Here is a 24956-nt window from a genome sequence, read left to right on the forward strand (position 1 = left end):
CGCGCTGGCGGCAATCGTTGTGGCAATCATAGTCGGCTGAGCTTTCAGCAACCGCACAGGTTGCACTCTTCTTCGCCGGGAAACCGCCGCCAGGCAAAACCTTGAGGCAAGATTCCCGCCACTTCGGCGTCCGGCCAGTGTGCAACATCACAGACTGCCGTCGAAACAGCGGGTTCATGAATTCAACGGAAGAAATTCCACTCGGGATTGAATTCACGGCCCGCTCGACCGTCAATACCAGGCCCGCACCATGTGGGCGCGTGTGCATGGACGGACGACCGGACTGGCGCCACACTCACACAGCGGCAACACTCATCACCAGCAGATTCATCACCGGCAATAAAAGAGGATTCCCACATGCTATGGAAAAAAGGCCGACGCAGTGACAACGTCGTCGACGCCCGGGGTGATGATGCCGGCGGTGGCGGCGGCATGCGCTTCGGTGGCGGCAAGGGCCTGAGCCTGACGGCCATCGTGCTGATCGTCGGCATCGGCTGGCTCACCGGCCAGGACCCGCTGCAGATCCTCGGCCAGTTGACCGGCCAGATGGAACAACCGGCGCCCACCTCGCAAACCCGTCAGGCACCGCCGGCCAATGATGAACAGGCTGAATTCGTCCGCTCGATCCTCGGCGACACCGAAGACACCTGGGGTCCGATCTTCCAGCAGGCCGGACGCCAATACAAAGACCCGACACTGGTGCTGTTCAGCAATCGGGTGAACTCCGCGTGCGGCATGGCCACTTCTGCCTCCGGCCCGTTCTACTGCCCGGCCGACCAGAAGGTCTATCTGGACATGGCCTTCTTTCAGGAAATGTCGCAGCGCTTCAAAGCCGCTGGCGATTTCGCTCAGGCTTACGTGATTGCGCACGAAGTCGGCCATCATGTGCAGACGCTGCTGGGCGTCTCGGCGAAGATGCAGGCGGCGCGTCAGCAAGGCCGGCAGATGGAGGGCGACGGCGGCTTGCTGGTTCGCCAGGAATTGCAGGCCGACTGTCTCGCCGGCGTCTGGGCGTATAACGCGCAGAAACGCCTGAACTGGCTGGAACCGGGCGACATCGAGGAAGCCTTGAACGCCGCCAACGCCATCGGCGATGATCGCTTGCAGCAACAGGGTCAGGGCCGTGTGGTGCCGGACTCGTTCACCCACGGTACGTCAGCGCAAAGGGTGCGCTGGTTCAAAACCGGATTCGCGCAAGGCCAGGTAAGCCAGTGCGACACCTTCGCGGCGAAAACCCTGTAAATGCATAAATGGCTTGTGGCGTTACTGTTCATCGCCGGCACCGCGCAAGCGGCCGGCGTCGATGCGATCAGCCCCGGTCGCCTGCAACTCAAGGCCGGGGAAATGGCAGTGGGCATCGGCCCGGCACCGGAAAAGATCGAGCGGGTGCTGATCGTCATTCACGGTCGCCTGCGCAACGCCGAAACCTATCGCAAAAGCGCGGAAAGCGCCGCCGAACTCGCCGGGCAGACCGCGCACACGCTGGTGATCGCTCCGCAGTTTCTCAATGAAAGCGACGTCACCCTGTATTCCTTGCCGCCGACGGTGCTGCGCTGGCAGGGCAACGAGTGGATGGGCGGCGGCTTGTCCACCGGGCCGAATCCGCTGAGTTCCTATGCGGCGCTGGACGAAATCGTCGCGCGGCTCAGCGACCGCAAACAGTTTCCGGACGTGAAGCAGATCGTGATCTTCGGCCACTCCGGCGGTGGTCAGGTGGTGCAGCGTTACGCCCTGCTGGCCAAGGATCAGCCGGCGCTCAAGGCCAACGGTATTCGCTTGCGCTATGTGGTGGCCAATCCCTCTTCTTACGCGTACTTCAACGAGCAGCGGCCAGTGGCGTTCGACCACGCACAATGCCCGGGCTTCAATCGCTGGAAGTACGGCCTGGCGGACATGCCGGTGTATGCCGGCGGGCAAACGCCGTTGCAGGTCGAGAGCGCTTACGTCAAACGCGAGGTGATTTATCTGCTCGGGCAGCAGGACGTCGACCCGGAACACCCGGCGCTGGACAAGAGCTGCGCAGCCGAGGCGCAAGGGGCTTACCGCTTGATGCGCGGGAAGCTGTATTTCGGCTATTTGCTGCGCCGCCATCCTGAGGGGGTCAATCAGCGGCTGGTGGAGGTGCCTGGGGTCGGGCATGACGGGGATGGCATGCTGACGTCGGCGGAGGGGCAGAAGGCGCTGTTTGATCAGTGAGTTTTTTGCTGGATCCACCGGCCCCTTCGCGAGCAGGCTCGCTCCCACATTTGGAATAAATGCCACAGTTGGAACGCATTCCCCTGTGGGAGCGAGCCTGCTCGCGAAGGCGTCCGATCAGACAACAACGATCTCAGGCCTGCAGCATCCGCCGCAACTCAACACAATCCTTTGCATGCCAATCCGTCAACTCCGGCCACGGGTTATCCGGCAGATTCACCAACACCGTCCGCGCCCCCGCTGCTCGACCGCAATCCAGATCAAAGCGGTAATCGCCGACCATCACCATGTCACTGGCCGGCACTTGCCAGGCTTCGGCCAGTTTCAGCAAACCGCCCGGATGCGGCTTTGGCGGTGCTTCGTCGCGACCCAGCACATCCTCGACCGCGAAGCAGTCGGCCAGGCCGATTGCCTCCAGCGTGACATGCGCCAGCTCCCGCGCATTGCGCGTGAGGATGCCGAGGCGATAACCGCGCGCATGCAGGTCGCGCACCAGCTCAACCGCGCCGGTGGCCGGGGTCGAGCCCAGCGCCAGATCGCGTTCATGCTCGAGCAACCAGGCATGCTTGGCCGCCGCTTCATCCGCTGGCAATGCAGCTAGATGGGTGAGGATGTCGTCCTCGGGCGGAATCGCCAGCGCCACACGAATCGCCGCGAAATCATGCACGGCGACAGTCAGCGTGCCGTCCATGTCGAACACCCAATGACGAACCGCGGTCAGGCTCATGCCCAGTCCTTGCGATGGCGGATCAGACCTTCCTGAGTCACCGAAGCGACCAGTTGCCCGGCGCGGTTGAATACGCTGCCACGGGAAAAACCACGGGAGTTGCCGGCCCACGGGCTGTCCATCGCGTAGAGCAACCAGTCATCGGCGCGCAGATCATTGTGGAACCACAGCGCGTGATCAAGGCTGGCGACCTGCATGTCTTTCTGCCAGACCGACTTGCCGTGGGGCAGCATCGAAGTGGTCAGCAGGCCGAAGTCCGAGGCATACGCCAGCAGGTATTTGTGCAGCGCCGGGATGTCGGCCAAGGCGCCGTCGGCGCGGAACCACACATATTTGATCGGATCGGCCGGTTGCGGGTTGTACGGATCCTTTTCGGTGACCGGGCGTACTTCGATCGGTTTCGGACACAGCAGTTTTTCACGCATGTGCTCGGGAATCAGGTGCGCACGCTGCTGAATCAGTTCCAGCTCCGAGGGCAGGTTTTCCGGGCCGACCACCACGGGCATCTGGCCCTGATGCTCGAAGCCTTGTTCGTCGTACTGGAACGAAGCGCTGCACGTGAAGATCGGGTGGCCCTTCTGAATCGCCGTCACGCGGCGGGTGCTGAAGCTGCCGCCATCACGCACGCGATCAACCGAATAGACCACCGGCAACTTGGCATCGCCCGGGCGCAGGAAATAACCGTGCAGCGAGTGCACATGGCGCGCCTCTTCCACCGTCTGACTGGCCGCCGACAGCGACTGGCCGAGCACCTGACCGCCGAACAACTGGCGGAACCCCAGATCCTGACTACGACCACGGAACAGGTTTTCTTCGATCGGTTCCAGGGTCAGCAGATCGACCAGATCTTCCAGCACTTGGCTCATTCAGACTCTCCTCACACAAAGCAATGGCCGCGCAGTCTTGGCTGCGGCGGACGATTCAGGTTCTGGCACGGGCCAAATACGATGGCGGCCATTGTAAACGTCCGTGTCGGCTTATTCATGCAAGGTTTGCAGCCATTGTTCGCGGCTGATGCGATACAGAACATGGCGGCGCAACGGGTGATCGAGCGCAAGCCTGGGGTGATCGAAATCGTCCTGTGGATCGTGATGCATGCCGATCGCCTGCATGACCTTCTCCGACTGCTCATTCTGCCCGGCGGTAAACGAGACGATTTCCTCCAGTTTCAACTGGTCGAAACCCGCGCGCAGTGCCGTCCACGCCGCTTCGCTGGCGTAACCCAGGCCCCAGTGTTCCTTGGCCAGACGCCAGCCGATCTCCACCGCCGGGGTAAACGGCGCATCGAAGCCGACCACGCCCAACCCGGTGAAACCGATGAACTCGCCCGTGTCCTTGCGCTCCAGCGCCCACAGGCCAAAGCCATGCTCGGCAAAATGCCCGCGCACGCGACCGATCAGCGCGGCACTTTCGAGCCGGGTCAACGGCGCTGGAAAGTAGCGCATCACCTGTGGATCGGCGCACATCGCGGCGAATGCCGGCAAATCCTCGTCCTGCCACTGACGCATCAACAAACGCGCGCTTTGCAGCTCCAGTATCGGCTCCATCGTCCCCTCCATTTCCATGCCGTTGAGTCTACATCGCTGGTAGGATCGTTCATTCTTTCCCTGGTTCTGCGCGAAACAAGCCATGCCCTTGCCGTTGATCTATCACGAAGACTACAGCCCCGAGTTTCCCGCGGATCACCGCTTTCCCATGGACAAGTTCCGGCTGCTGCGCGATCACCTGGTCGACAGCGGCCTGACCCGCGACGCCGACCTGCTGCGCCCGCAGATCTGTCCCAACGACATCCTCGCCCTCGCCCATGACCGCAGCTATATCGAACGCTACATGAGCGGCGAGTTGTCCCGCGAAGACCAACGGCGCCTCGGCCTGCCGTGGAACGAAGCGCTGGCGCGACGCACGGTGCGCGCGGTGGGCGGTTCGATTCTCGCCGCAGAGCAAGCGCTGGAACATGGCCTGGCCTGTCATCTGGCCGGCGGCACCCATCACGCTCACTACGATTACCCTGCCGGCTTCTGCATCTTCAATGACCTGGCGATCATCAGCCAGTACCTGTTGCAGAGCGGCCGGGTCAATCGCGTGCTGATCTTCGATTGTGACGTGCATCAGGGCGACGGCACCGCGCGGATTCTGCATGACACGCCGGAGGCGATTACCGTTTCCCTGCACTGCGAGAAGAATTTTCCCGCGCGCAAAGCCGAAAGTGACTGGGATATTCCGCTGCCCAAAGGCATGGGCGATGCCGAATATCTGCAGGTGGTCGATGACACGCTCAATTACCTGCTGCCGCTGTATCAACCGGATCTGGTGCTCTACGACGCCGGCGTCGATGTGCACAAGGACGATGCCCTCGGTTATCTGCAACTGACCGACGAGGGCGTAGCCGAGCGTGATGAACGGGTGATGCGCCACTGCCTGGGCCGCGACATCCCGGTGGTCGGGGTGATCGGCGGCGGCTACAGCAAGGATCGCCACGCCCTCGCCCGCCGCCACGGCATCCTCCATCACAGCGCGCAACGGGTCTGGGATTCACACGGCTGTCATTGAAACGTGCTGCGTTACCCACAATCGCTGTGGAACTGCCTGTGGATAACCTGAGTGAAAGGGACTGCAGGCCAGGCTGGGCATGGCGCCCAGCGCACTGTTTATTTTTTAACCAGCCTCGAAATACACCGCAGCCCCGGTGGGAGCGAGCCTGCTCGCGAAAGCTTTAGCACCCGCAACTTCTAATTGACTGACAGACCGCGTTCGCGAGCAGGCTCGCTCCCACATGGGGTCTCCCACAGGGTTCAGCGCTGTTAGAATGCGCGCCTTGTCCCGCCATACCGCAGCGCACGCCCATGACCCAGAACTCCGCCCCCGCAAACACCCACGTCGCTATCATCGGCGGTGGCCCCGCCGGCCTGATGGCCGCCGAAGTGCTGAGCCAGGCCGGAATCCGCGTCGACGTGTACGACGGCATGCCCTCGGTCGGGCGCAAGTTCCTGCTGGCCGGGGTCGGCGGCATGAACATCACCCACTCCGAAGCCTACCCGGCATTCCTCTCCCGCTACGCTGAACGCGCACCGCAGATCGCCCCGCTGCTACGCGGATTCGATGCCGATGCCTTGTGCCAGTGGATTCACGATCTGGGCATCGAAACCTTCGTCGGCAGCTCCGGCCGCGTGTTCCCCACCGACATGAAAGCCGCCCCGCTGTTGCGCGCCTGGCTCAAGCGCCTGCGCGACGGTGGCGTGGTTATCCACACCCGCCATCGCTGGCTCGGCTGGGACGCAAGCGGTGCACTGCGCATCGCCAGTCCGCAAGGCGAAATCAGCGTAAACCCCGAAGCCACCCTGCTCGCCCTCGGCGGCGGCAGTTGGGCGCGCCTGGGCTCGGATGGCGCGTGGATGTTGCCGCTGGAGCAGCGCGGCGTGGATCTGGCACCGTTGCAGCCAAGCAATTGCGGCTTCGAGGTGCAGGCCTGGAGCGAGCTGATGGTGAGCAAATTCGCCGGCGCGCCGCTGAAAAACATTGCCATCGGTTTGAACGACGACATCCCGCGCTTGGGCGAATGCGTGATCACCGCGACCGGCATTGAAGGCAGCCTGATCTATGCGCTGTCGGCGCCGATTCGTGAGGAAATCAATCGCTATGGCGCAGCGGTTATCCACATCGACCTGCTGCCCGGCCGGCCTGTGGATAAATTGCAGGCGGCGCTGAGCAAACCACGTGGCTCGCGCTCAATGGCCAAGCATCTGCACAGTCAGGTGGGGATTGATGGGGTTAAAGCAGCGTTGTTGCGCGAGCTGACCGATGCCGAAACCTTCGCCGATCCGGCGCTCCTGGCGCAAGCGATCAAAGCGTTGCCGCTGACACTGGTGAAAACCCGTCCGCTGGATGAAGCGATCAGCAGTGCCGGTGGCGTAAGGTTCGAAGCGATGGATGAGCGCTTGATGCTCAAGGCGCTGCCGGGGGTGTTTTGTGCGGGCGAGATGCTCGACTGGGAAGCGCCGACCGGAGGCTATTTGCTGACCGGGTGTTTTGCCAGCGGGCGGGCGGCTGGGTTGGGTATTGTGCAGTGGCTTAAGCACAAACCCCTGTAGGAGCTGACGAGTGAAACGAGGCTGCGATCTTTTGATCTTCAAAAATCAACATCAAAAGATCGCAGCGTTCCGCAGCTCCTACAGGGAAACGCATCCCCAATGTGAGAGCGAGCCTGCTCGCGAAGGCGTTATCGCAGACGCCGCATCAAATCACGGCTTGCGCTTACGCGGCCCAGTATTGAACACCGGCACTTTGCGCACTGGCTTGATCGATGGCTCCGGTGCCGAGGTCTCGCCGCTGTCGACCCACTTGCCCAGATTGCGTTTTCCACCGCCACCGCCCGAGGCTTTCGGCTTCTTCGGTTTCTTCGGCTTCTTGATCACCTGACCGCTGGCATCGGTATCAGGCACGCGGTGCTCAGGTTCGAAATCCGGCTCGTTCTGGCGCTTCAGGTTCTGCCGCGTCAGCATTTCGATGGCCGAGAGCATGTTCACTTCATCGGCACACACCAGCGAAATCGCCTCACCGGTGGCACCCGCGCGGCCAGTGCGGCCGATGCGGTGAATGTAATCCTCGGCGACGATCGGCAGATCGAAGTTGACCACCAGCGGCAGGTCTTCGATGTCCAGACCACGGGCGGCGACGTCGGTCGCGACCAGAATCTGCACTTCGCTGAGCTTGAAACGGTCCAGCGCGCGCTGGCGCGTGGCCTGCGGTTTGTCGCCATGGATGCCGTCAGCATTCACACCGAGGCCCTGAAGTTTTTCCACCAGCGCATCGACGCCATTGCGGGTTTTGGCGAACACCAGCACCTGCTTCCACTTGTTCTTGCGCATCAGGTGCACGAACAGTTCAGCCTTGCGCTTCTTGTCTACGGTGACGATCCACTGCTTGACCGTGTTGGCAGCGACGTTGCGCGGGCTGACTTCGACGCTCAAAGGATCGTTGAGCATCTGCCCGGCAAGCAGGCGGATATCATCGGAGAAGGTCGCGGAAAACAGCAGGGTCTGGCGCTTTTTCGGCAGCATGCGGTAAATGTTCGCCAGTTCTTCGGAGAAGCCCAGGTCGAGCATACGGTCGGCTTCATCCAGCACCAGCGTTTGCAGTTGATCGAGTTTCAGCGCGTTCTGGCGGAACAGGTCGATCAAGCGACCGGGTGTGGCGACCAGCACATCGACGCCGCCGCGCAGCTTCATCATCTGCGGGTTGATGCTGACACCGCCATACACCGCGTAAGTACGCAGCGGCAGGTTTTCCGCGTACTGGCGCACGGCTTCGTGGACCTGCTCGGCCAGCTCGCGGGTCGGCACCAGAATCAGCGCACGCGCCGAATTGGCGGTGACTTTCGGCCCTTCCATGGTCAGCAACTGCAACAGCGGCAAAGCGAAACCGGCAGTTTTACCGGTGCCGGTCTGGGCCGCTGCCATCAGGTCGCGACCGGCCAGCACCGCCGGAATGGCTTGCGCCTGCACCGGCGTCGGGGTCTGGTAGCCGAGCGTCTCGAGGGAGCGCAGCAAGGGTTCGATCAGGCCAAGGGAGGCGAAAGTCATGGGAGTACCGTAGGAAAAAATGACGCGGGGATGCAATGCCGCGCAGTTTACCCTAATTCGTACGCGCTTCCGTCGGAACGGCTTTCGCCTCTTCCACGGGTGGCTGCGCAGGTCGACGCCACTGCGGCAGGCTGATCAGCAGCACGGCGCTGATGATCACCAGCATCGCCAGCGCTTCTTCGATGCCGATGGTCTCGCCGACAAACACTACACCGAGCAACACCGCCACCGCCGGGTTGACGTAGGCGTAACTGGTCGCTGCCGCCGGGCGCACGTGTTTGAGTAGATACATGTAGGAATTGAAGGCGATGATTGAGCCAAAGAAGATCAGATAGGCCAGCGCCAGCCAACCCTCGAGCGACGGCATGGCTTGCAGGTGCTCGCCGCTCAGCGCACTGCCGATCAGCAAGACCACGCCGCCGACGAGCATTTCCACCGCACTGGCCATGGCCCCTGCTGGCAGCGGCAGATGCTTGCTCCATACCGAACCGAACGCCCAGCTCGCCGCCGCGAAGATCAGCAACATCGCGCCGAGCGGGCTCGATTGCAGGTTGGAACCCATGTTGAGCATGGCGATGCCAATAATCCCCAACGCCACACCGGCCCACTCCAGTCGCGTATTGCGCGCGCCCCAGAAGTAGCCAAACAACAAGGTGAACAGTGGCACCGTCGCCACCGCCAGCGCGGCAACGCCGGAAGCCACACCAGTGTGCTCGGCCACGCTGACCGCGCCATTACCAAAACTGAGCAGCAGAATGCCGACCAGCCCCGCCGCTTTCCACTGCGCCCAGGTCGGCGCAGGAGCACCGCGCCAGCGCAGCCAGGCGTACATCAAGCTGCCGGCAATGACGAAGCGCACCCCGGCCAGCAACAGCGGCGGCCAGTATTCGACGCCAATGCGAATCACCAGATAGGTCGATCCCCAAATCACGTACAACGCAAAAAACGCAGCGATCAACGGCAGGGAAAAACGGCGCAAGGCAGGCATGGGCAGCTCGACAGTCAGGCTCGGTGGATGGATTATTCTAGAAAGGCGCACGAGCAAAAATAAGTTACAAAACCTGTTTTTAGCGCCGGTACACATTGGAAAACACGGAGATCGCCGAGTTAAGCCGCGATTTCGAAAGTCTGGCCATTTCAGGAGTTCGCCTTGGACAAATACGACCGCATGCTGCTCGGCGCACTTCTGGAAAACGGCCGCGCGTCTTACGCTGATCTGGCGCGCAAGATTAACCTCTCAGCCCCCGCCGTCGCCGAACGCGTGGCCAAACTAGAAGCGGCCGGAGTGATCACCGGTTATCAAGCAAAAATCGATATGGCGAAAATCGGCCTGCCGATCCAATGCGTGATCGAACTGCGCCTGAACCAGCACGGCAACCAGAAGGCCTACGATGAACTGATCAAAATCCCGCAGATCACCGAATGCCATCGGGTCACCGGCGACCCGTGCGTGATCATGCAAGCGGCGGTGGCCTCGATGCCGAAGCTGGAAGAGTTGATCGATCGGGTGGCGCAGTTCGGGTTCAGCAAGACGTCGATTGTGCTTTCAAGCGCAGTCGAAAAGCGTGTGCCGTTGGGACACATCGAAGGCAACGGTAAATAATCAGGCACACCGAAAAGATTAATGTGGGAGCGAGCCTGCTCGCGAAGGCGGTGCATCAATCAATACAAAGCTGACTGACACACCGCCATAGCGACCAGCCGAATATTCAACCGTAACTGCGGCCCTCCTCGGTCAGCAAATACGGCATATCCCGCATACGGATCCAAGGCTCATTGCGCCAATGCAGGAGCCTCACCGTTTCTCCGGCACACGCGAGTAAACGCAAATGCGGGTCTGCAACCGACTTGGCGTCCTGCCGAAGCAAGGGCACGACCTGATGCGTAAGCCATTGGCGAAGGTGTCGGTTCTCAGGGGAGTAGTGGTAGATCAGCATCGAATAGACGCCGGACTCACTCAGCATCAAAGCCTTGTCAACACCTTCATGCCCAGACAGATGCATCATCTGCCTCTGATCCTCATCCAGCTTGAGCACTTGCCGTGCATTGATTTCCAGCCCCATGAGACGACCGATGTCTCGGGCACAGAACCAAGCCTCCGCATGTTGCAGAGTGGCCCGCAGTTGAATGTGATGACGGATGAATAATTGGGGCTGTATGAGCGGCTCACGAGAGAATGCTGAATCGAAATTTTCTGAGTGCGTGGGGACAACCTTGACCATGACAAATCTCCTTAAAACATCGGAGCTGCCCGCATCACTTGCAGATGATGGGTGGCAGCTGTGCGCGGGTCTGCAAGACCGAGTAGGAGACCTCGGCAGACCAGAAGGTCTCCCGCACACAGCTACCATAAATCGATAGTCGCCAATTGAAGCGACGCGATTATAGGTTTGCCAGTGGTCTCCTAACAAACTATCGGCGGGCTTGCAGTCCCGATCGCTGAATTTGCAGCGACGCACAGAGGTTAACGGCAGGGTTATCTAGGCTCAAGACGGATTCCCCCTAAACTTCAGTAGGATGCTTCGCCGAGCCATACACGTAATTAAACAAACTGATTACGGGAGACTTTTGTTCGATGGACGCCACCCAGCGCAGCAGCTAATGTCCTGAACATGCCGAGAATTGACCGTTCTCAAATAAACCGATGGACATGAAAGGAGTTCAAAAATGACTTGGAAGGGAACCCTACGCTCAATGCAGGCATCAGCGAGAAGAGCAGAGCGCAACTCAAAACGGCGACAAAGGGAATTGGAGGTGCGTCAGAAAGAATTCGAAAAAATGGAGGTCCTTGAGCAGGCCGCCTACGAAGTTGAGGTCTACGAAAATCACATAGATTTGTTGCTGTCTGTGCATAAAGACTGCGGCGAAAGGATCGACTGGAGTGAGTTCGCAAATCAACCTCCACCGATAAAACCAGCCGCACTAAATGCTCATGAAACCAAGCGAGGGCGAAACAGGCCAGCTATAAACCTGGCTTCATTACGCGCACTTTGAAACTTGAGGCCAGACAGCGTAAAAAACTGGAATACGCTATTCAAGCAGCGGTTGCCAAAGACACGCAGCAGTTGGCTCAAGAAATAGCGGAGTGGGAAAACGAGTATCAGGATTGGAAAATAGATCACGAACTCGCGCTAGGAATTCTCGCGGGCAATGGCCAATCGAAAATTGATGCAGTTCTGCGCGTGAACCCGTTCACGGATATTTCCCACTTGGGCACGTCAATTAATTTCTCGGTCGCAGATAACGGCATTCTCGAATGCACACTCTCGGTACACGGGACCAAAGTGATCCCTCAAGACATCAAGTCGCTACTACAGAGTGGAAAACTGTCGGTGAAAAAAATGCCGATCAGTAAATTTAATGAGCTGTTACAGGACTACGTATCCAGCTGCGTTCTGCGTGTGGGTCAAGAACTGCTAAATATTCTTCCCGAACACCTCGTCATCGTTACGGCCGTTGACTTACTCCTCAACTCCGCGACCGGCCACTTAGAGGATCAGCCCATCCTCAGCGTCGCTATTTCTCGCGAGACACTGTCCAAGCTCAACATGCAAAGCATCGATCCATCAGACTCGATGAAGAACTTTGTACACGCTATGAACTTCAAGAAAACGACAGGCTTCATGCCGGTAAGCAAGATCAATAGCCAGCAATTCAACAGTCTGGCTTAAAGCCGAACCCGCAGCCTTCGGCAGCTCCTAGAGGACATTTGATGTTCCAAAGTACACATCGTCTTATCCCATAATGGTTAAGGTGGTGTGTACAACACTCTGCAGTGGGCTAGGGATCAGCGATAACGCTGCAGATGCTCGCCGACTTTTGCGGCAGGGACTTTCTGCAACTTGCACAGCAGGTCGTGATTCAACTCGCGTACCCCGTGCTTGCCCCGTAACTCTTGCGCCAAATGCGCCATCAGATTGGCCGCCATCTCCGCATCGGCCATGGCCCGGTGAGCCTGGCCGGTGTGCGGCAACTGCGCGAACGTGGTGAGCGTACCGAGCTTGTGATTCGGCGCCGCCGGCATCAGGCGCCGCGCCAGCAGCAGTGAACAGGCGAAATTCTGCAGGCGTGTGCGTTTGATCCGCCCCAGTTCGAAATCCCAGAACTTCTGGTCGAACGAGGCGTTGTGCGCCAGCAACGGCGTGCAGCCGACGAATTCGTTGACCTCTTCCATCACCCGCTCGGCCGGCGGCGCGGTGCGCAGCATGGCGTTGCTGATGCCGGTCAGTTGCTCGATGAACGCGGGGACGCGCACGCCGGCGTTCATCAGGCTCTGGTAACGCTCGACGATGCGGCCGTTTTCCAGCATGACCACGGCGATTTCCGTGGCGCGGCAGCTGCTGTTCGGCGACAGGCCGGTGGTTTCAAAGTCGATGACTGCGATGCGTTCCAAACCGGGTTCAACTCCGTACAGATAAGTTCTTGAGCTTAATTCTTTAACAGCAGCGCGCCTTCGATCGGCACGTAGCGGCTGGCGGCGCGGATCAGCGAGTTGGCGGTCAGGCCAGGGACGCCGTAGGCCACCGCTTGCACACCGTGCTTGTTGATGATGCGCTCGAGCAGCATGTCGAAATCGCCGTCACCGGAAGCCAGCACCACTTCGTCGACGTGGTCGGCGGCATCCATGATGTCCAGGGTAATGCCGACATCCCAGTCACCCTTGGCCGAGCCGTCGCTGCGCTGGATGTAGGGCTTGAGCTTCACGGTGAAGCCGAGGTTGCGCAGGATCTGCTGAAACTGCTGCTGCTTGCTGTCGCCACGGTCGATGGCGTAGGCATAGGCCTCGACGATCTGCCCGTTCTTGCTGATGTCCGCCCACAATGCGGCGTAGTTGAAGTGGCAACCATAGGCCTGACGCACGGTGTAGTAGAGGTTCTGCACATCGGCGAACACTGCGATTTTTTTCACCGGAGTTCCTGTGGGCGCGCAAGCGCACGAAGCGGGGTCAGGCGATCAGGCCTGAAAAAGGCGCTCAGTATGCCAGCCAAGAGAAAGATTCAGCGAATAATCACCGGCTGGCGCCGAGGTGTCCCTGACAAACGGTGTTGTGGCGAGGGGATTTAGCGAAACGTCGCACCGCCCCGCTGGGCTGCGCAGCAGTCCTCGCTTTAACCAGGAAAAGCGGGGCTGCTGCGCAGCCAACGGGGATAAATCCCCTCGCCACAGGGTGCATGTCAGCCTTCAGAGGCTATGTCAGACAAAGGAGTCGTCGTCATCGAAGAACGACGAATTGTCGCTGCTGTAATCGGCGTCGCTGAAACCGCCCTGGTCATTGCCCGAGAAGCCGTTGTCCGCCACGCGCTGATCATCGCCCCAGCCGTTGTTGCTCTGATCGGCGACCTGCGCCGGTTCTTCCTTGATGACCTCGACGATTTCTTCCGGTTGCTGATTGTGGTGGAACAGGCTGCTGATGCCCTGCGCCAGCATCACACCGCCGGCCACGCCAGCGGCGGTTTTCAGCGCGCCGCCGAGGAAGCTGTTGCCCGCCGCCGGGGCTGCCTGCTGCGCATAGTTGGGCGGCGCGGCGCCGAAGCTCTGTTGTGGCGCCGGTGCCTGGTAGCTCTGCTGCTGTGCCGGTTCACGCCAGCCGCCGGAGGACGACGGCGCTGCGCTCTGGCTCGGCGCCGGACGTGAATTGCCGCCACCAAAAATGCTCGACAGGAAGCCACCGCTACCGCTCGCTGCCGGTGCGCCACTCTGGGCCTTGGCCGATTGCAGCTCGGCCTGCAGGCGCTGGACTTGCTGGGTCAGTTGCTTGTTCTGCTCATCGAGGCTTTTCAGCGCGGCCTCTTGCACCAGAATCGCCTGGGTCATGAAATAACCTGCCGCCGGTTGGCGCGTCAGGTGTTCCTTGATCCGCGCCTCGGCCTGGGCGTCGCGCGGGGCTGCCTCCGTCTCGGCCTGTTGCAGCCGGGAAAACAGTCCATCGATCAGGGTTTGCTCTTCGCTGTTCATGGCGACCTCGTAGATTGCCGGTAATAACGTGCCCGCACCCACTCTGGGCGCGGTGCTCTCCTGTAATGGAGACAGTGACAAAACGTTTCAATGACCTTTACCGAATGTTTACGTTTGTGTCGCCCCGCGTTGCATCGGTTAAAGTGAGCCACTGTTTTCGACCTGCGATACCGACTGATGAATGCCCTCGAAGTACTGCGCGACTCTTTGTATTTTTTCAAACGCCATCTGGGCAGCATCGTGCAGTTGTGCCTGCCGCTGGTGATTGTCGAAGCTTTCTTGCAGCAGGCGGTCGATCACGCCACCGGGCCGGACACCTTCGCCGGAGTCAGCATCATCGTCGGCCTGCTGGTGTATCCGCTGTACACCGCCGCGCTGATCCTGTTTCTCGATGCGCGCAGCCGTGGCGAGTCGCCGCGCAACCGCGACCTGCTGGCGATGGCCGCAACCCTGTGGCCACGCTTCGCCGTGCTGACCGCGCTCAATACCTTGCTGATTCTGCTGGGCCTGTCGCTGTACTTCCTCCCGGGCCTGATGCTGATGGTCATGCTCGCCTTCGCTGAATACCTGTTGGTGCTGCGCGGGCTCGGGCCGTTGCAGGCGATGAAGGAAAGCCTGCGCCTGACGCGCGGGCACTTCTGGCGCATCCTGCTGTGCATTCTCTGCGTGATGACTCCGTTGTGGTTGCTCAAGGGCGCGACGCTGGCGGTGTACCCCGAACCGCAGAATCCGCTGATTGCCGGGCTGATCGACAGCGCTCACAGCTTTCTGCAACTGTTCACCAGTGTGGTGCTGTTCCGCCTGTTCATGCTGATCAGCGAATTGCCTGACAAACGTAACGGAGCGGTCTGACCGCGCCGTGCTTGGGCTTCGCGGCTGCCGTCAGGTATGCTCGGGGCCACTTCCTGTAACGCTATAAGCCGAGCCATGACCCGTCTGCTGCGCTACACCCTGCTTCTCGTCATCCTTGCCGTCGTCCTGTTCGGCGTACTGCTGTTCAGCCTGACCTGGCGCCCCGATGCCCGCGAAACCCTGCCGGTCCGTTGCAGCACCACGGCGCCGACGCTGGTGCCCGGGCAAGCACTGAAAGTCATGACCTGGAACGTGCAGTTCCTCGCCGGCAAGCGCTACGTATTCTGGAATGACCTGGCTCAGGGCGACGACGAAGCGCCGACCGCCGAAGACATGGCCTTCAGCCTCGACGAAGTGGCGCGGGTGATCCGCGACGAACAACCCGATGTGGTGCTGTTGCAGGAGCTCGACGACGGCGCCAAGGCCAGCGATTACCAGAACCAGCTCAAACTGTTGCAGGAACGTGTCGCCGATCTGTACCCGTGCAGCACCAGCGCCTTCGACTGGAAGGCGGATTTTGTTCCCGAGCCACATATCTACGGCAGCGTCGGCCGCCAGTTGGCCACCTTGAGTCGCTATCGCATCGAACACGCCGAACGCCTGCAACTGCCCGTCGCCCCAAGCAACTTCATCAGCCGCCAGTTCCAGCCCAAAGACGCTTTGCTGGCAGTCAAACTGCCGCTCAGCGATGGCGGACAACTGACCGTGTTCAACACCCATCTGCAGCGCGCCAGCGAGCCGGACGGCCACTTGCAGGCGCAAGTCGCCGCCGTGGCCAAGGTGCTAGACAAATATGAAAGCCAAGGCCTGCCCTGGCTGATCGGTGGCGATTTCAATCTGTTGCCGCTCGGCCAGTACCGACGCCTGCCCGTCGAGCGGCGCGCGCCCTACTCTGCCGACAGCGAACTGCATCTGCTGTGGGACAAGTACCCGATGATCCCGACCAACAACGAAGCCGGCGGCATTGATCGAGCCAAATGGCTGACGCACTACCCCAACGACCCCGGCCTCAACGGCCCGGATCGCACGGTGGATTATCTGTTCTACAGCCCGAAGCTCAAACGAGTGCAAGCCCAGGTGCGACAGGACGATACCTTGCGCATCTCCGACCACTTGCCGGTGATTGCGCGGTTCCTCCTGCCCGCTGCGCCCTGAGCGCTCTGCCCTTAGAAGCCGGGCGGAATGTAACCGGGGACAAACCGGACGCCCAGGCACTTGCCATGCAGGATTCGCCCGTCCTCGATCAGGAACTGTGCAATCTTCTTCTGTTGATCGATCTTCGCCTGCAATTTGCAATCGGAACTGTGCCCAACTTGCTGATAATGCTCGGTGTACACCATGCCGTTGCCGGTATGGGTCATCGAAGTGCCAGCCGCTTCGGTGGTGGTCCAGCTCGCGGACTTGTACCAGGTCAGCACGGCCAAGGGTTCGCCATTTGGGCCGATTTCTTTTTTCATCGAATCAGGCGTGCCGAACAGGTCCAGTGCTTCCTGGAGATCGCGGCCTTCCCAGCGGCTCTGCGCGATAGTGCCACAACCGCTCAAGAGCAATCCTGCCACTAGGGTTGCCAGCCACAAACGTGTGTAAGTCATTGGATGCCCCGGCTTATTTCTTGAGTTCGAGCAGGCTGTCGATGTTGTCCATCATCTGGCTCTTTTGCTGAATCGGCGCGAGCTTGAAGAACATCTGCTGCAGCATCTCGATCATCTGCAGGTATTCCATCTTGCCCACGGCGGCCATGTCGTTTTTCGCGCGACTGCCAGGGGCGCAGGCAAACTTCAGCGCTTGCTGGACCCAGAACTCTTTGGGGGTCTGCCATTGATTGGCAACTTTCAGATGACGCATGGTGTAGGCAAGACGCTCGATGGACTGGCCATTGATAAAACGCACCTTGCCCGTAGAGCATTGGGCTTCGAGGTTGTAGACGTCGATCATCGGTTTGCCCGGCTCTTCATACACCAGGGTCACTGCGACCATGGTTGCGCCTTTGGTTTTCTGCGAAGGCACGACCGAGGTGGCATCGGCGACGTACATGATGTTTTTCTGGGGCACGCCGTTGCCGTAGATAATCCACCAGTCGCCAATCGGGTTGGACTCTTCGGCCATTGTCGGATTAGAGGCGGCCAGCAGCGCAGCCGACAAGAAGATCAACTTCTTGAACTTGAAGAAAGAGCTCATGGGCAGTTCCGTTCCTTGGGCACAAGTTGCCAGGCAACAAGGCTTGTTATTGTTCAGGCGGCGATTTTGCGAGCCTGAACAACCAAGGGCAATTAGCACGGATGGGCTAATGGCACGCAGCCATTGCGGGTCAGGTGCCCCGTGGTTTCGCCCGCGCCGTGGCTTCGGCGACCAAAGGATCGTCCGGCCAATAATGCTTCGGATAACGCCCCTTCAGATCCTTCTTCACCTCGGCATAGGTGCTGCGCCAGAAGTTGGCCAGGTCCTGCGTGACCTGCACCGGTCGCCGCGCTGGCGACAGCAGATGCAGCTTGACCACTTGCCGGCCGCCGGCAATCCGTGGCGTATCGGCCAGACCAAACAGCTCCTGCAAGCGCACCGCGAGAATCGGTGGATGGTCGCTGTAATCCAGGCGAATCGATGAACCCGACGGCACGCTCAAATGATGCGGCGCCAGTTCGTCGAGCTTCTGCGGCAGCGGCCACGGCAGCAGATTGCGCACGATGCTCGACAGGTCGAGGTTGGCGAAATGGCTCAGCCGCGAGACCTTGCCCAGATACGGCATCAGCCAGTCTTCCAGGGTATTGAGCAGCGCTGCATCGCTGACATCCGGCCATTGGCTGTCGTCCTGAGTGCGCAGATCGAGCTGGCGCAACAGCGCCACCCGCGCTTGCCACTGGCGCAGTTCCGGCGTCCATGGCAGCAGCTCCAGACCCTTGCGTCGCACCAGATTGACCAGGGCCTGACTGCGCGTGTTTTCATCGAGACCGGTCAACGGTTCGCGGCTGAGAATCAGCTCGCCGACCTTGCGCTGGCGCTCGGCACGCAGCACGCCTTCGCGTTCATCCCAATCGAGTTGGTCGACGCTGCGCACTTGCTCGGTGAGCACCGAATCGAACAGCGCCGGATCGAAATCCGCCGCCAGATAGATACGTTCTTCGCGCTGGCCCTGACGGCTGCCGAGGTCGGCGATGACAATCCACTCATGCTTCATCAAGCTGTCGGCCTCAGCGAACAGCGCGGCGCGACCGTTGGCCAACCGGTATTCGGCACCCCCGGCACGCCGTTGCTGGGCGACGCGATCCGGGTAGGCCAGCGCCAATAGCGCGCCGAGCCAGCGTGGATGCTCGGCATCGCTGACCGGCTCGCTCGGCTTGCCGCGCAAGTAGCCGCGATATTGCCGAGCCAATTGCCGGGCACGTTGCACCCCGCCCTGCGCCCCACGGCCGGCACGTCCTTCGCCGGAAAGCAGAATCAATCGGCTGTGCAGATCCGCGCCAGCGCCGCGCAGGATATCGCGCTCGCCGAGCAGCGCCGCCACATCGCAGGCCATCGCCGCCAGCCCCAGCGCCTGACCGCGCAACAGCAAATGCGCAATGCGCGGATGCGCCGGCAGTTCAGCCATGGCCTGGCCGTGGGCCGTCAGCGTGTCACCGTGCAAGGCGCCGAGCCGTTGCAGCAGATCCTGCGCTTGCGCATACGCGGCGGCCGGGGGCACATCCAGCCAAACCAGTTCGCCCGGGGTCACGCCCCAGCGCCCCAGCTGCAAAGAGAGGCTGGCCAGATCCGCCGAGAGAATTTCCGCGCTGCCATAGGCCGCCAGTTGTTCGTGCTGATCCTGTGACCACAGGCGATAACACACGCCCGGCTCCAATCGCCCGGCGCGGCCGGCACGCTGGGTGGCGCTGGCCTTGGAGATGCGTTGAGTGTCGAGGCGGGTCATGCCGCTGCCCGGGTCGAAACGCGGCACCCGCGCCAGCCCGGCATCGATGACCACGCGCACGCCGTTGATGGTCAGGCTGGTCTCGGCGATGTTGGTTGCCAGCACCACTTTGCGCTGACCGGGCGGCGCCGGATCGATTGCCGCGCGTTGCGCATTGAGGTCGAGTTCACCGTGCAACGGGCACAGCAAGATGTCTTTGCGCTCGCCAATGGTGTCGGCCAATTGCTGATGCACGCGACGGATCTCCGCTTGCCCCGGCAGGAACACCAACAGGCTGCCGGTCTCGTCGTGCAGCGCTTCGAGCACGGTTTGGGTAACGCGTTGATCGATGTATTCCCCTGGTTGGAACGGCCGGCCCCAGCGCATCGTCACCGGGTACATGCGGCCTTCGCTGCGCAGGATCGGCGCGTCATCGAGCAACCCCGCCAACCGCTCGCCTTCGAGGGTGGCCGACATCAGCAGAATCTTCAGCGGCTGTTCAGCGCGAAACAGCTCGCGACCGTTCAGACTGAGGGCCAGCGCCAGATCGGCGTCGAGGCTGCGTTCATGAAATTCGTCGAAGATCAGTAAGCCCACACCCTCCAGCGCCGGGTCGTCCTGCAAGCGCCGGGTAAGGATGCCTTCGGTGACCACTTCGATACGCGTCTTCGGGCCGACTTTGCTGTCGAGGCGGATGCGATAGCCGACGGTTTCACCGACCTGCTCGCCGAGCTCGCTGGCCAAACGTTCCGCCGCTGCGCGCGCGGCCAGACGCCGTGGTTCGAGCATGACGATGGTCTGCCCGGCCAGCCAGGCTTCGTTGAGCAAGGCCAAGGGCACGCGGGTGGTCTTACCGGCGCCGGGCGGTGCTTCGAGCACGGCTTCGTGGCGTGACGCGAGGGCTTCACGCAGGGCGGGTAAAACATCGTCGATCGGCAAAGAAATCATGCTGGCTCCCAAACAGAGCGGCGAGTATAACGACGAACTGTCTGACGTTCGTCAGGGTCTTAACTTCACAAGACGAAGCTTCGTTATTTGATGACTCAGGAGACATTTCCATGCGCTTACCCTCTCGCCTGATCGGCGGTGTTCTGGTTGCCACTCTGCTCACGCAACTGTCGGCGTGCGGTTCGATTTTCTACCCGGACCGCCGTGGCCAGATCGACGGCAAGATCGACCCGGCGATTGCCGTGCTCGATGCCGTCGGCCTGCTGTTCTACATCATTCCCGGGCTGATCGCGTTTGCCGTCGACTTCGCCACCGGGGCGATCTATTTCGAACCGGGCCACACCGCGCAGATCGATCCGGCCAAGCTCAAGCAAGCCATCGGCCCGGACGGTCAGGTCGACAATCACAAGTTGCAGGCGATTCTCGAGAGCGAACTGGGTAAAGACTTTCCTCTCGACGACCCGCGCCTGATCCAGCACAAGGGCAGCACTCAGCAACTGGCGATGTTCGGCCTGCAACCCGCCGCTTGAATAAGGACGTTCAATGACCTCCAGCCCCGAACACGCCCGCCTGCTGCGGCTGGCGACCCGCGCCTCGGTGGCGGTCGCGTGCACGCTGATCGTCGCCAAAGCGATTGCCTGGTGGCTCAGCGGATCGGTGAGCATGCTCGCCGGCCTCACCGACTCGGCGCTGGATGGCGTCACCTCGATGCTCAATCTGCTGGCGGTGCATTACGCACTGCGTCCGGCGGATGACGATCACCGTTATGGCCACGGCAAAGCCGAATCACTGGCGGGTATGGCGCAGGCGTTGTTCATCGGTGGCAGCGCGGTGCTGATCGCGTTCCAGGCCTACCAACGCTTGCAGACGCCGGAGCCGCTTGGCGCGCCGTGGCTGAGCATCGGTGTGATCGTGTTTTCCCTGCTGCTGACGGCGGCGCTGCTGATGTTGCAGCACCGGGTGATCAAGCAGACCGGCTCCAACGCCGTGCGCGCCGACTCCCTGCATTACCGTTCGGACCTGCTGCTCAACGGCAGCATCCTCATCGCGCTGGTGTTGGCCGGGATGGGTTTTGCGCAACTGGACGCGTGGTTCGGGCTGGGGATCGCCGTGTACATTTTCTGGAGTGCGATCCAGATCGCCCGGGAAAGTTTTTCGGTGTTGATGGACGAGGAGTTGCCGACCGATGTCAGCCAGCACATGCTTGAGCTGGCGTGCAGCGTGCCGGGGGTGCTCGGTGCGCATGACTTGCGCACGCGGATCTCGGGCAACCACTGGTTCGTGCAATTGCACCTGGAATTGCCGGGCGAACTGACCCTGTCAGTCGCCCATGGCATCAGCGATCAAGCGGCGGCGGCGATTCACAAGGAATATCCGAAGGCCGAGGTGCTGGTGCACGCCGACCCACAGGAAGTGGTGCTCGCCGCCCGCACTCAGTAATTGACCTGATAACCGCGGCTGCTCAGGCAGTTGCCCTGCGCCTGGCGATAGGCCTGAACCACTTCGGGCGCCGGTTGGTAGGTCGCGGTGCGCGGGTCGAAACCGCTTTGCTGCACAGCGTACTGCGAGCACTGGTAACCGTCCTGCTGCACCTGCTGCGGTGACTGGCCGTTGGCCGGGTAGGCTTCGACGTCATAGCCTTGAGATTGCGGTTGCGGCGGTTGCTGCAGCGGCGGCTCGACGACCACGTAATCCTGCGTCGCCTCTTGATAGGCGTAATACGAGCCGGCGGCGAGGAACAGCAGCGAGCCGCCGATCCACACTTCACGGGCGTAATCCGGCAAATACTGGATGCGGATCCCGCGCGGCGGCTGCACGACGATGTAGCGCGGGCCTTGCGGGCGATACCAGTAGCCGCCGGAATAGAAGTAATCCTGACCGCGATACGGCACGCGGTAATCACGATCCGGGAAACGATCGATCACATGGCCCGGACGATATTGCGGGCCAGGCCCCCAGCCATTGCCATGACCGTTCGGCCGTCCCGGCCAGCGGTTGTCATCGGGACGTGGCCGCGTCTGCCATTGCTGATTGTGGTAACCGTTCTGCGGGCGCTCGTCGCGGTAGTAACCCTGACGCGGCTCCTGAGTCTGGTGCACGGCGTCGGGTCGCGGCTGGATCGGCAGGTTGTTGCCCGGCTGGCGAGGCGGTTCTGGACGATCATCGACACGGTTGCGGTTCTGCCATTGACCGTCATTGTTGTGCGGCTGGCCGTTGTGCTCGAACTGATGGCTGTTGTCGCCACGGATGATCCCGTCGTTCTGCGGCCCGTTGCCCGGCCCACGATTCTGCGGCTCATCGGCCAGCGCTTGCGCACTGACACCCACACACAGCAAACCAACACCGGCCAGACGCCAGATGCGCGAATTCATGCTTTTCCTCACTGTGGGAGCCTGTCGTTGGCAGGGCTTGTTGCTGAGACTCGAAACAGCCCCATCGGGTTCTGCAACAGGTTATCAGTCGCGCGACTTATTTATTGAGGCGCCAACATGAAATCGCAGGCAAGAAAAAGGGAGACCCGTCGGCCTCCCTTCTGGAGAACTTCGTCCTGGCTCGACGCTTTTGACGTCGGCTCACCTCACGCTGTCTTCTGGGCAGTGTGCAGCTCGGGGGCCGGCACATCCCCGGTGGGGGTGGCGGCCTCGGCGGGCCTGATTGGGCGGGCCGCGTGGACTGTGTTACCGAGCAGTGATTCTGGTGTTAAGAATAAGCCTGAGGCTGCGACACAGGATTGCGAAAATTGCTCAATTAAACACCGCTTGCGCAATTTTTAACCCTGGATAGATAATCTGCCGCAATAGTTACGACCAAGGACAGATTGATGAGCAAACTTGACCGGTATGACCTGAGTATTTTGGCGGAATTGCAGCGCGACGCCCGTATCTCCAACCAGGAACTGGCCGAACGCATCGGTCTGTCGCCCTCGCCTTGCTCGCGCCGGGTCAAGCAGCTGGAAGACGATGGCTATATCTCGCGCCAGGTGGCGCTGCTCGATCGCAAGATGCTCGGCTTGAGCCTGACCGCGTATGTACTGATCGGCATGGACCGGCACACCCCCGAGCGCTTCGAGAATTTCGAGGCGGCAATCCGCACGTTGCCGCAAGTGCTGGAATGCAGTCTGGTGACCGGAGTGGATGCCGACTACCAGTTAAAAGTGGTGGTGCCGGATATGGATCACTATCAGAAATTACTGCTGGGGCACCTGACTCGGATCGAGGGGGTCACCAGCGTGCGGTCGAGTTTTGTGCTGAACCAGGTTTTGAACAGTACTGAATTGCCGCTGACTCATTTGCGTAGCTAAGCAAAAGCCCCTCACCCCAGCCCTCTCCCGGAGGGGAGAGGGAGCCGACCGAGAGATGCTCTAGAAGCACGCCGACCTGAAAGTTCTGTTGTGAATCCATAATCGACTCGATATTTCAGGTCGATGTAAAACGCCAGACACCTCGGTCAGTCCCCTCTCCCGGAGGGAGAGGGAGCCGACCGAGAGATGCTCTAGAAGTACGCCGACCTGAAAGTTCTGTTGTGAATCCATAATCGACTCGATATTTCAAGTCGATGTAAGACGCCAGACACCTCGGTCAGTCCCCTCTCCCGGAGGGAGAGGGAGCCGACCTAGCGATGCTCTAGAAGTACGCCGACCTGAAAGTTCTGTTGTGAATCCATAATCGACTCGATATTTCAGGTCGATGCAAGACGCCAGACACCTCGGTCAATCCCCTCTCCCGGAGGGAGAGGGAGCCGACCTAGAGATGCTCTAGAAGTACGCCGACCTGAAAGTTCTGTTGTGAATCCATAATCGACTCGATATTTCAGGTCGATGTAAGACGCCAGACACCTCGGTCAGTCCCCTCTCCCTCCGGGAGAGGGTTAGGGTGAGGGGAACAATTGCGGATCAGACCCAGATCAATGCCACCCCACCGACCATGGCGTATACTCGCCGCCGCCCTTTCAGCCCTGTCCGCGCCGGAGATCGCCAATGGATCCAGCACTGTTCGAAGAGTGGATGATGACCGGTCTGGTCAGCATCCTGATCATTTTCATGGGTTTCATCGTCTGGGATCTGGCGAAGAAGTCCAAGGCCGGGCGGTTCGGCTCGTTCATTCTGTTTTTCGTGCTGGGCCTGGGCGTGGCCGCGTTCATCATCAAGAGTGTGGTGATCGGCCTGATCGAGTCCGGCGCCTTATAAGCGCGCCGGCACTTCCCGCCACTGGCCCTGATCCAGCCCTTCAAGGGTCCAGTCGCCAATCCTGACCCGCACCAGACGCAACGTCGGCAGCCCGACCGCCGCCGTCATGCGCCGCACCTGACGGTTGCGCCCTTCGCGAATCACCAGTTCCAGCCACGAAGTCGGTATGGTCGCGCGAAAGCGTACCGGCGGATTGCGCGGCCACAACTGCGGCTCAGCCAGTTGCCGCGCTTGGGCGGGCAGAGTCATGCCGTCATTCAGCTCGACGCCATCACGCAGGCGCTGCAACTGCTCAGCCGTCGGCTCGCCTTCCACCTGCACCCAATAGGTCTTCGCCAGTTTGTGTTTCGGATCGGCGATGCGCGCCTGCAACTGGCCGTCGTTGGTCAGCAGCAACAAACCTTCGCTGTCGCGATCCAGACGTCCGGCCGGGTAAATCCCCGGCACATCGATGTAATCCTTGAGTGTCGCCCGCCCTTCACCGTCGCTGAACTGCGTCAGCACATCGAAGGGTTTGTTGAACAGGATCAGTTTCGGCTCGGCCGGTGGTGCCTTGGCAACACGGCGCGGGGCAGAAGACTGAGGCTTCACGCCAGGGCGGCGGGAAGGGGGACGCGGGGGACGGGACATAAG

27 protein-coding genes are annotated in these 24956 nt (G+C 60.9%); 13 read left to right on the forward strand and 14 right to left on the reverse strand.

Translation table 11 applies throughout. From position 1 onward, the window contains the following. Positions 1 to 357 precede the first annotated feature (357 nt). Both ypfJ and AB4O45_RS09335 read left to right on the forward strand, forming a co-directional pair. Entirely contained in the window at positions 358 to 1242 is an 885-nt protein-coding gene (ypfJ, locus tag AB4O45_RS09330) for a KPN_02809 family neutral zinc metallopeptidase (protein ID WP_460161334.1), read from the forward strand. Next, on the forward strand, positions 1243 to 2196 hold the full coding sequence (locus tag AB4O45_RS09335; RefSeq protein ID WP_252878939.1) for an alpha/beta hydrolase: 954 nt from the start codon (positions 1243 to 1245) through the stop codon (positions 2194 to 2196). It begins immediately after the preceding gene. Positions 2197 to 2329: 133 nt separating this feature from the next. Here AB4O45_RS09335 and AB4O45_RS09340 read toward each other — a convergent pair whose 3' ends face one another. The 3 genes from AB4O45_RS09340 to AB4O45_RS09350 all read right to left on the reverse strand — a co-directional run bounded on the left by AB4O45_RS09340 (position 2330) and on the right by AB4O45_RS09350 (position 4470). Next, positions 2330 to 2923 carry an HAD family hydrolase gene (locus tag AB4O45_RS09340; RefSeq protein WP_076564193.1) on the reverse strand — a complete coding sequence of 198 codons (594 nt, stop codon included), beginning with the start codon at positions 2921 to 2923 and terminating at the stop codon, positions 2330 to 2332. Further along, positions 2920 to 3789: an acyl-CoA thioesterase II gene (gene tesB, locus AB4O45_RS09345; protein ID WP_056790579.1), complete on the reverse strand. Its 870-nt coding sequence runs from the start codon at positions 3787 to 3789 to the stop codon at positions 2920 to 2922. Before tesB ends, AB4O45_RS09340 begins: the two co-directional genes overlap by 4 nt. Before the next feature lie 111 nt (positions 3790 to 3900). Next, positions 3901 to 4470 carry a GNAT family N-acetyltransferase gene (locus AB4O45_RS09350; RefSeq protein ID WP_122706014.1) on the reverse strand — a complete coding sequence of 190 codons (570 nt, stop codon included), beginning with the start codon at positions 4468 to 4470 and terminating at the stop codon, positions 3901 to 3903. A gap of 82 nt (positions 4471 to 4552) precedes the next feature. Here AB4O45_RS09350 and AB4O45_RS09355 point away from each other — a divergent pair, with 82 nt between their 5' ends. Both AB4O45_RS09355 and AB4O45_RS09360 read left to right on the forward strand, forming a co-directional pair. Continuing rightward, positions 4553 to 5473: a histone deacetylase family protein gene (locus AB4O45_RS09355; RefSeq protein WP_264365807.1), complete on the forward strand. Its 921-nt coding sequence runs from the start codon at positions 4553 to 4555 to the stop codon at positions 5471 to 5473. A gap of 293 nt (positions 5474 to 5766) precedes the next feature. Next, positions 5767 to 7011 (forward strand): TIGR03862 family flavoprotein, encoded by a 1245-nt coding sequence (locus tag AB4O45_RS09360; RefSeq protein ID WP_460161335.1) that lies wholly within the window; start codon positions 5767 to 5769, stop codon positions 7009 to 7011. A gap of 150 nt (positions 7012 to 7161) precedes the next feature. On the opposite strand, the gene AB4O45_RS09365 is transcribed toward AB4O45_RS09360, so the two are convergent. Then, positions 7162 to 8502 carry a DEAD/DEAH box helicase gene (locus tag AB4O45_RS09365; protein ID WP_041477749.1) on the reverse strand — a complete coding sequence of 447 codons (1341 nt, stop codon included), beginning with the start codon at positions 8500 to 8502 and terminating at the stop codon, positions 7162 to 7164. Positions 8503 to 8554: 52 nt separating this feature from the next. Next, positions 8555 to 9490: a drug/metabolite exporter YedA gene (gene yedA, locus AB4O45_RS09370; RefSeq protein WP_256810318.1), complete on the reverse strand. Its 936-nt coding sequence runs from the start codon at positions 9488 to 9490 to the stop codon at positions 8555 to 8557. A 162-nt stretch (positions 9491 to 9652) separates the two neighbouring features. Between yedA and AB4O45_RS09375 the strand changes: the two genes are divergently transcribed. Continuing rightward, on the forward strand, positions 9653 to 10105 hold the full coding sequence (locus AB4O45_RS09375) for an Lrp/AsnC family transcriptional regulator (RefSeq protein WP_056790591.1): 453 nt from the start codon (positions 9653 to 9655) through the stop codon (positions 10103 to 10105). Between the two features lie 106 nt (positions 10106 to 10211). Here AB4O45_RS09375 and AB4O45_RS09380 read toward each other — a convergent pair whose 3' ends face one another. After that, positions 10212 to 10724 carry a BRO-N domain-containing protein gene (locus AB4O45_RS09380; protein WP_236168721.1) on the reverse strand — a complete coding sequence of 171 codons (513 nt, stop codon included), beginning with the start codon at positions 10722 to 10724 and terminating at the stop codon, positions 10212 to 10214. A 445-nt stretch (positions 10725 to 11169) separates the two neighbouring features. Here AB4O45_RS09380 and AB4O45_RS09385 point away from each other — a divergent pair, with 445 nt between their 5' ends. Together AB4O45_RS09385 and AB4O45_RS09390 are read left to right on the forward strand one after the other, a co-directional pair. Further along, positions 11170 to 11496: a hypothetical protein gene (locus tag AB4O45_RS09385; protein ID WP_460161336.1), complete on the forward strand. Its 327-nt coding sequence runs from the start codon at positions 11170 to 11172 to the stop codon at positions 11494 to 11496. After that, positions 11493 to 12173, forward strand: a complete 681-nt coding sequence (locus AB4O45_RS09390; protein WP_460161337.1) for a hypothetical protein — start codon at positions 11493 to 11495, stop codon at positions 12171 to 12173. The genes AB4O45_RS09385 and AB4O45_RS09390 overlap by 4 nt, the downstream gene beginning before the upstream one ends. Before the next feature lie 116 nt (positions 12174 to 12289). Here AB4O45_RS09390 and AB4O45_RS09395 read toward each other — a convergent pair whose 3' ends face one another. The 3 genes from AB4O45_RS09395 to AB4O45_RS09405 form a co-directional block, all read right to left on the reverse strand. Continuing rightward, on the reverse strand, positions 12290 to 12895 hold the full coding sequence (locus tag AB4O45_RS09395) for a 3'-5' exonuclease (protein ID WP_024014425.1): 606 nt from the start codon (positions 12893 to 12895) through the stop codon (positions 12290 to 12292). A 35-nt stretch (positions 12896 to 12930) separates the two neighbouring features. After that, positions 12931 to 13410: a LabA-like NYN domain-containing protein gene (locus tag AB4O45_RS09400; protein ID WP_016773064.1), complete on the reverse strand. Its 480-nt coding sequence runs from the start codon at positions 13408 to 13410 to the stop codon at positions 12931 to 12933. Between the two features lie 285 nt (positions 13411 to 13695). Further along, positions 13696 to 14457 (reverse strand): DUF2076 domain-containing protein, encoded by a 762-nt coding sequence (locus AB4O45_RS09405; RefSeq protein ID WP_150742355.1) that lies wholly within the window; start codon positions 14455 to 14457, stop codon positions 13696 to 13698. Between the two features lie 177 nt (positions 14458 to 14634). Here AB4O45_RS09405 and AB4O45_RS09410 point away from each other — a divergent pair, with 177 nt between their 5' ends. Next, the gene (locus AB4O45_RS09410) at positions 14635 to 15309 is read left to right on the forward strand and encodes a YciC family protein (RefSeq protein WP_016773061.1); all 675 of its coding nucleotides are present in this window, start codon (positions 14635 to 14637) and stop codon (positions 15307 to 15309) included. A gap of 75 nt (positions 15310 to 15384) precedes the next feature. Beyond that, complete coding sequence (locus tag AB4O45_RS09415) at positions 15385 to 16464, forward strand: endonuclease/exonuclease/phosphatase family protein (protein ID WP_315435492.1); 1080 nt, start codon at positions 15385 to 15387, stop codon at positions 16462 to 16464. Between the two features lie 11 nt (positions 16465 to 16475). Here the strand turns inward: AB4O45_RS09415 and AB4O45_RS09420 are convergent, their stop codons facing one another. From AB4O45_RS09420 to hrpB, 3 genes are all read right to left on the reverse strand, one after another. Further along, positions 16476 to 16901, reverse strand: coding sequence for a hypothetical protein (locus AB4O45_RS09420; RefSeq protein ID WP_052392144.1), 426 nt, complete (start codon positions 16899 to 16901; stop codon positions 16476 to 16478). 13 nt (positions 16902 to 16914) lie between these two features. Beyond that, positions 16915 to 17487, reverse strand: a complete 573-nt coding sequence (locus AB4O45_RS09425) for a hypothetical protein (RefSeq protein ID WP_256810310.1) — start codon at positions 17485 to 17487, stop codon at positions 16915 to 16917. Positions 17488 to 17617: 130 nt separating this feature from the next. Continuing rightward, positions 17618 to 20137, reverse strand: coding sequence for an ATP-dependent helicase HrpB (gene hrpB / locus AB4O45_RS09430; RefSeq protein ID WP_460161338.1), 2520 nt, complete (start codon positions 20135 to 20137; stop codon positions 17618 to 17620). A gap of 110 nt (positions 20138 to 20247) precedes the next feature. On the opposite strand from hrpB, the gene AB4O45_RS09435 reads away from it, so the two are divergent. Next, complete coding sequence (locus AB4O45_RS09435; RefSeq protein ID WP_042610556.1) at positions 20248 to 20667, forward strand: hypothetical protein; 420 nt, start codon at positions 20248 to 20250, stop codon at positions 20665 to 20667. 13 nt (positions 20668 to 20680) lie between these two features. After that, the gene (locus tag AB4O45_RS09440) at positions 20681 to 21577 is read left to right on the forward strand and encodes a cation diffusion facilitator family transporter (protein WP_073475637.1); all 897 of its coding nucleotides are present in this window, start codon (positions 20681 to 20683) and stop codon (positions 21575 to 21577) included. Here the strand turns inward: AB4O45_RS09440 and AB4O45_RS09445 are convergent. After that, positions 21571 to 22509, reverse strand: a complete 939-nt coding sequence (locus AB4O45_RS09445) for a DUF6515 family protein (RefSeq protein ID WP_095181888.1) — start codon at positions 22507 to 22509, stop codon at positions 21571 to 21573. The genes AB4O45_RS09440 and AB4O45_RS09445 overlap by 7 nt on opposite strands. A gap of 449 nt (positions 22510 to 22958) precedes the next feature. Here AB4O45_RS09445 and AB4O45_RS09450 point away from each other — a divergent pair, with 449 nt between their 5' ends. Continuing rightward, a complete protein-coding gene (locus AB4O45_RS09450) occupies positions 22959 to 23438 on the forward strand; it encodes an Lrp/AsnC family transcriptional regulator (RefSeq protein ID WP_007909658.1) in 480 nt (159 codons plus the stop codon). A 675-nt stretch (positions 23439 to 24113) separates the two neighbouring features. Then, positions 24114 to 24323 (forward strand): DUF2788 domain-containing protein, encoded by a 210-nt coding sequence (locus AB4O45_RS09455; RefSeq protein WP_016773053.1) that lies wholly within the window; start codon positions 24114 to 24116, stop codon positions 24321 to 24323. On the opposite strand, the gene AB4O45_RS09460 is transcribed toward AB4O45_RS09455, so the two are convergent. Beyond that, positions 24318 to 24953, reverse strand: coding sequence for a pseudouridine synthase (locus AB4O45_RS09460; RefSeq protein WP_056790617.1), 636 nt, complete (start codon positions 24951 to 24953; stop codon positions 24318 to 24320). The genes AB4O45_RS09455 and AB4O45_RS09460 overlap by 6 nt on opposite strands. Positions 24954 to 24956: the final 3 nt, after the last annotated feature.

It is taken from the genome of Pseudomonas sp. S2_B10 (assembly GCF_054668425.1).

Excerpts from the sequence above, each read along its gene's own strand:
- hrpB (WP_460161338.1), bottom strand. The coding sequence starts at position 20,137 with ATGATTTCTTTGCCGATCGACGATGTTTTACCCGCCCTGCGTGAAGCC.
- AB4O45_RS09360 (WP_460161335.1), top strand. The coding sequence starts at position 5,767 with ATGACCCAGAACTCCGCCCCCGCAAACACCCACGTCGCTATCATCGGC.
- yedA (WP_256810318.1), bottom strand. The coding sequence starts at position 9,490 with ATGCCTGCCTTGCGCCGTTTTTCCCTGCCGTTGATCGCTGCGTTTTTT.
- tesB (WP_056790579.1), bottom strand. The coding sequence starts at position 3,789 with ATGAGCCAAGTGCTGGAAGATCTGGTCGATCTGCTGACCCTGGAACCG.
- AB4O45_RS09335 (WP_252878939.1), top strand. The coding sequence starts at position 1,243 with ATGCATAAATGGCTTGTGGCGTTACTGTTCATCGCCGGCACCGCGCAA.
- AB4O45_RS09385 (WP_460161336.1), top strand. The coding sequence starts at position 11,170 with ATGACTTGGAAGGGAACCCTACGCTCAATGCAGGCATCAGCGAGAAGA.
- AB4O45_RS09435 (WP_042610556.1), top strand. The coding sequence starts at position 20,248 with ATGCGCTTACCCTCTCGCCTGATCGGCGGTGTTCTGGTTGCCACTCTG.
- AB4O45_RS09445 (WP_095181888.1), bottom strand. The coding sequence starts at position 22,509 with ATGAATTCGCGCATCTGGCGTCTGGCCGGTGTTGGTTTGCTGTGTGTG.
- AB4O45_RS09355 (WP_264365807.1), top strand. The coding sequence starts at position 4,553 with ATGCCCTTGCCGTTGATCTATCACGAAGACTACAGCCCCGAGTTTCCC.
- AB4O45_RS09350 (WP_122706014.1), bottom strand. The coding sequence starts at position 4,470 with ATGGAGCCGATACTGGAGCTGCAAAGCGCGCGTTTGTTGATGCGTCAG.
- AB4O45_RS09450 (WP_007909658.1), top strand. The coding sequence starts at position 22,959 with ATGAGCAAACTTGACCGGTATGACCTGAGTATTTTGGCGGAATTGCAG.
- AB4O45_RS09380 (WP_236168721.1), bottom strand. The coding sequence starts at position 10,724 with ATGGTCAAGGTTGTCCCCACGCACTCAGAAAATTTCGATTCAGCATTC.
- AB4O45_RS09455 (WP_016773053.1), top strand. The coding sequence starts at position 24,114 with ATGGATCCAGCACTGTTCGAAGAGTGGATGATGACCGGTCTGGTCAGC.
- AB4O45_RS09365 (WP_041477749.1), bottom strand. The coding sequence starts at position 8,502 with ATGACTTTCGCCTCCCTTGGCCTGATCGAACCCTTGCTGCGCTCCCTC.
- AB4O45_RS09425 (WP_256810310.1), bottom strand. The coding sequence starts at position 17,487 with ATGAGCTCTTTCTTCAAGTTCAAGAAGTTGATCTTCTTGTCGGCTGCG.
- AB4O45_RS09440 (WP_073475637.1), top strand. The coding sequence starts at position 20,681 with ATGACCTCCAGCCCCGAACACGCCCGCCTGCTGCGGCTGGCGACCCGC.
- AB4O45_RS09415 (WP_315435492.1), top strand. The coding sequence starts at position 15,385 with ATGACCCGTCTGCTGCGCTACACCCTGCTTCTCGTCATCCTTGCCGTC.
- ypfJ (WP_460161334.1), top strand. The coding sequence starts at position 358 with ATGCTATGGAAAAAAGGCCGACGCAGTGACAACGTCGTCGACGCCCGG.
- AB4O45_RS09460 (WP_056790617.1), bottom strand. The coding sequence starts at position 24,953 with ATGTCCCGTCCCCCGCGTCCCCCTTCCCGCCGCCCTGGCGTGAAGCCT.
- AB4O45_RS09340 (WP_076564193.1), bottom strand. The coding sequence starts at position 2,923 with ATGAGCCTGACCGCGGTTCGTCATTGGGTGTTCGACATGGACGGCACG.
- AB4O45_RS09420 (WP_052392144.1), bottom strand. The coding sequence starts at position 16,901 with ATGACTTACACACGTTTGTGGCTGGCAACCCTAGTGGCAGGATTGCTC.
- AB4O45_RS09410 (WP_016773061.1), top strand. The coding sequence starts at position 14,635 with ATGAATGCCCTCGAAGTACTGCGCGACTCTTTGTATTTTTTCAAACGC.
- AB4O45_RS09405 (WP_150742355.1), bottom strand. The coding sequence starts at position 14,457 with ATGAACAGCGAAGAGCAAACCCTGATCGATGGACTGTTTTCCCGGCTG.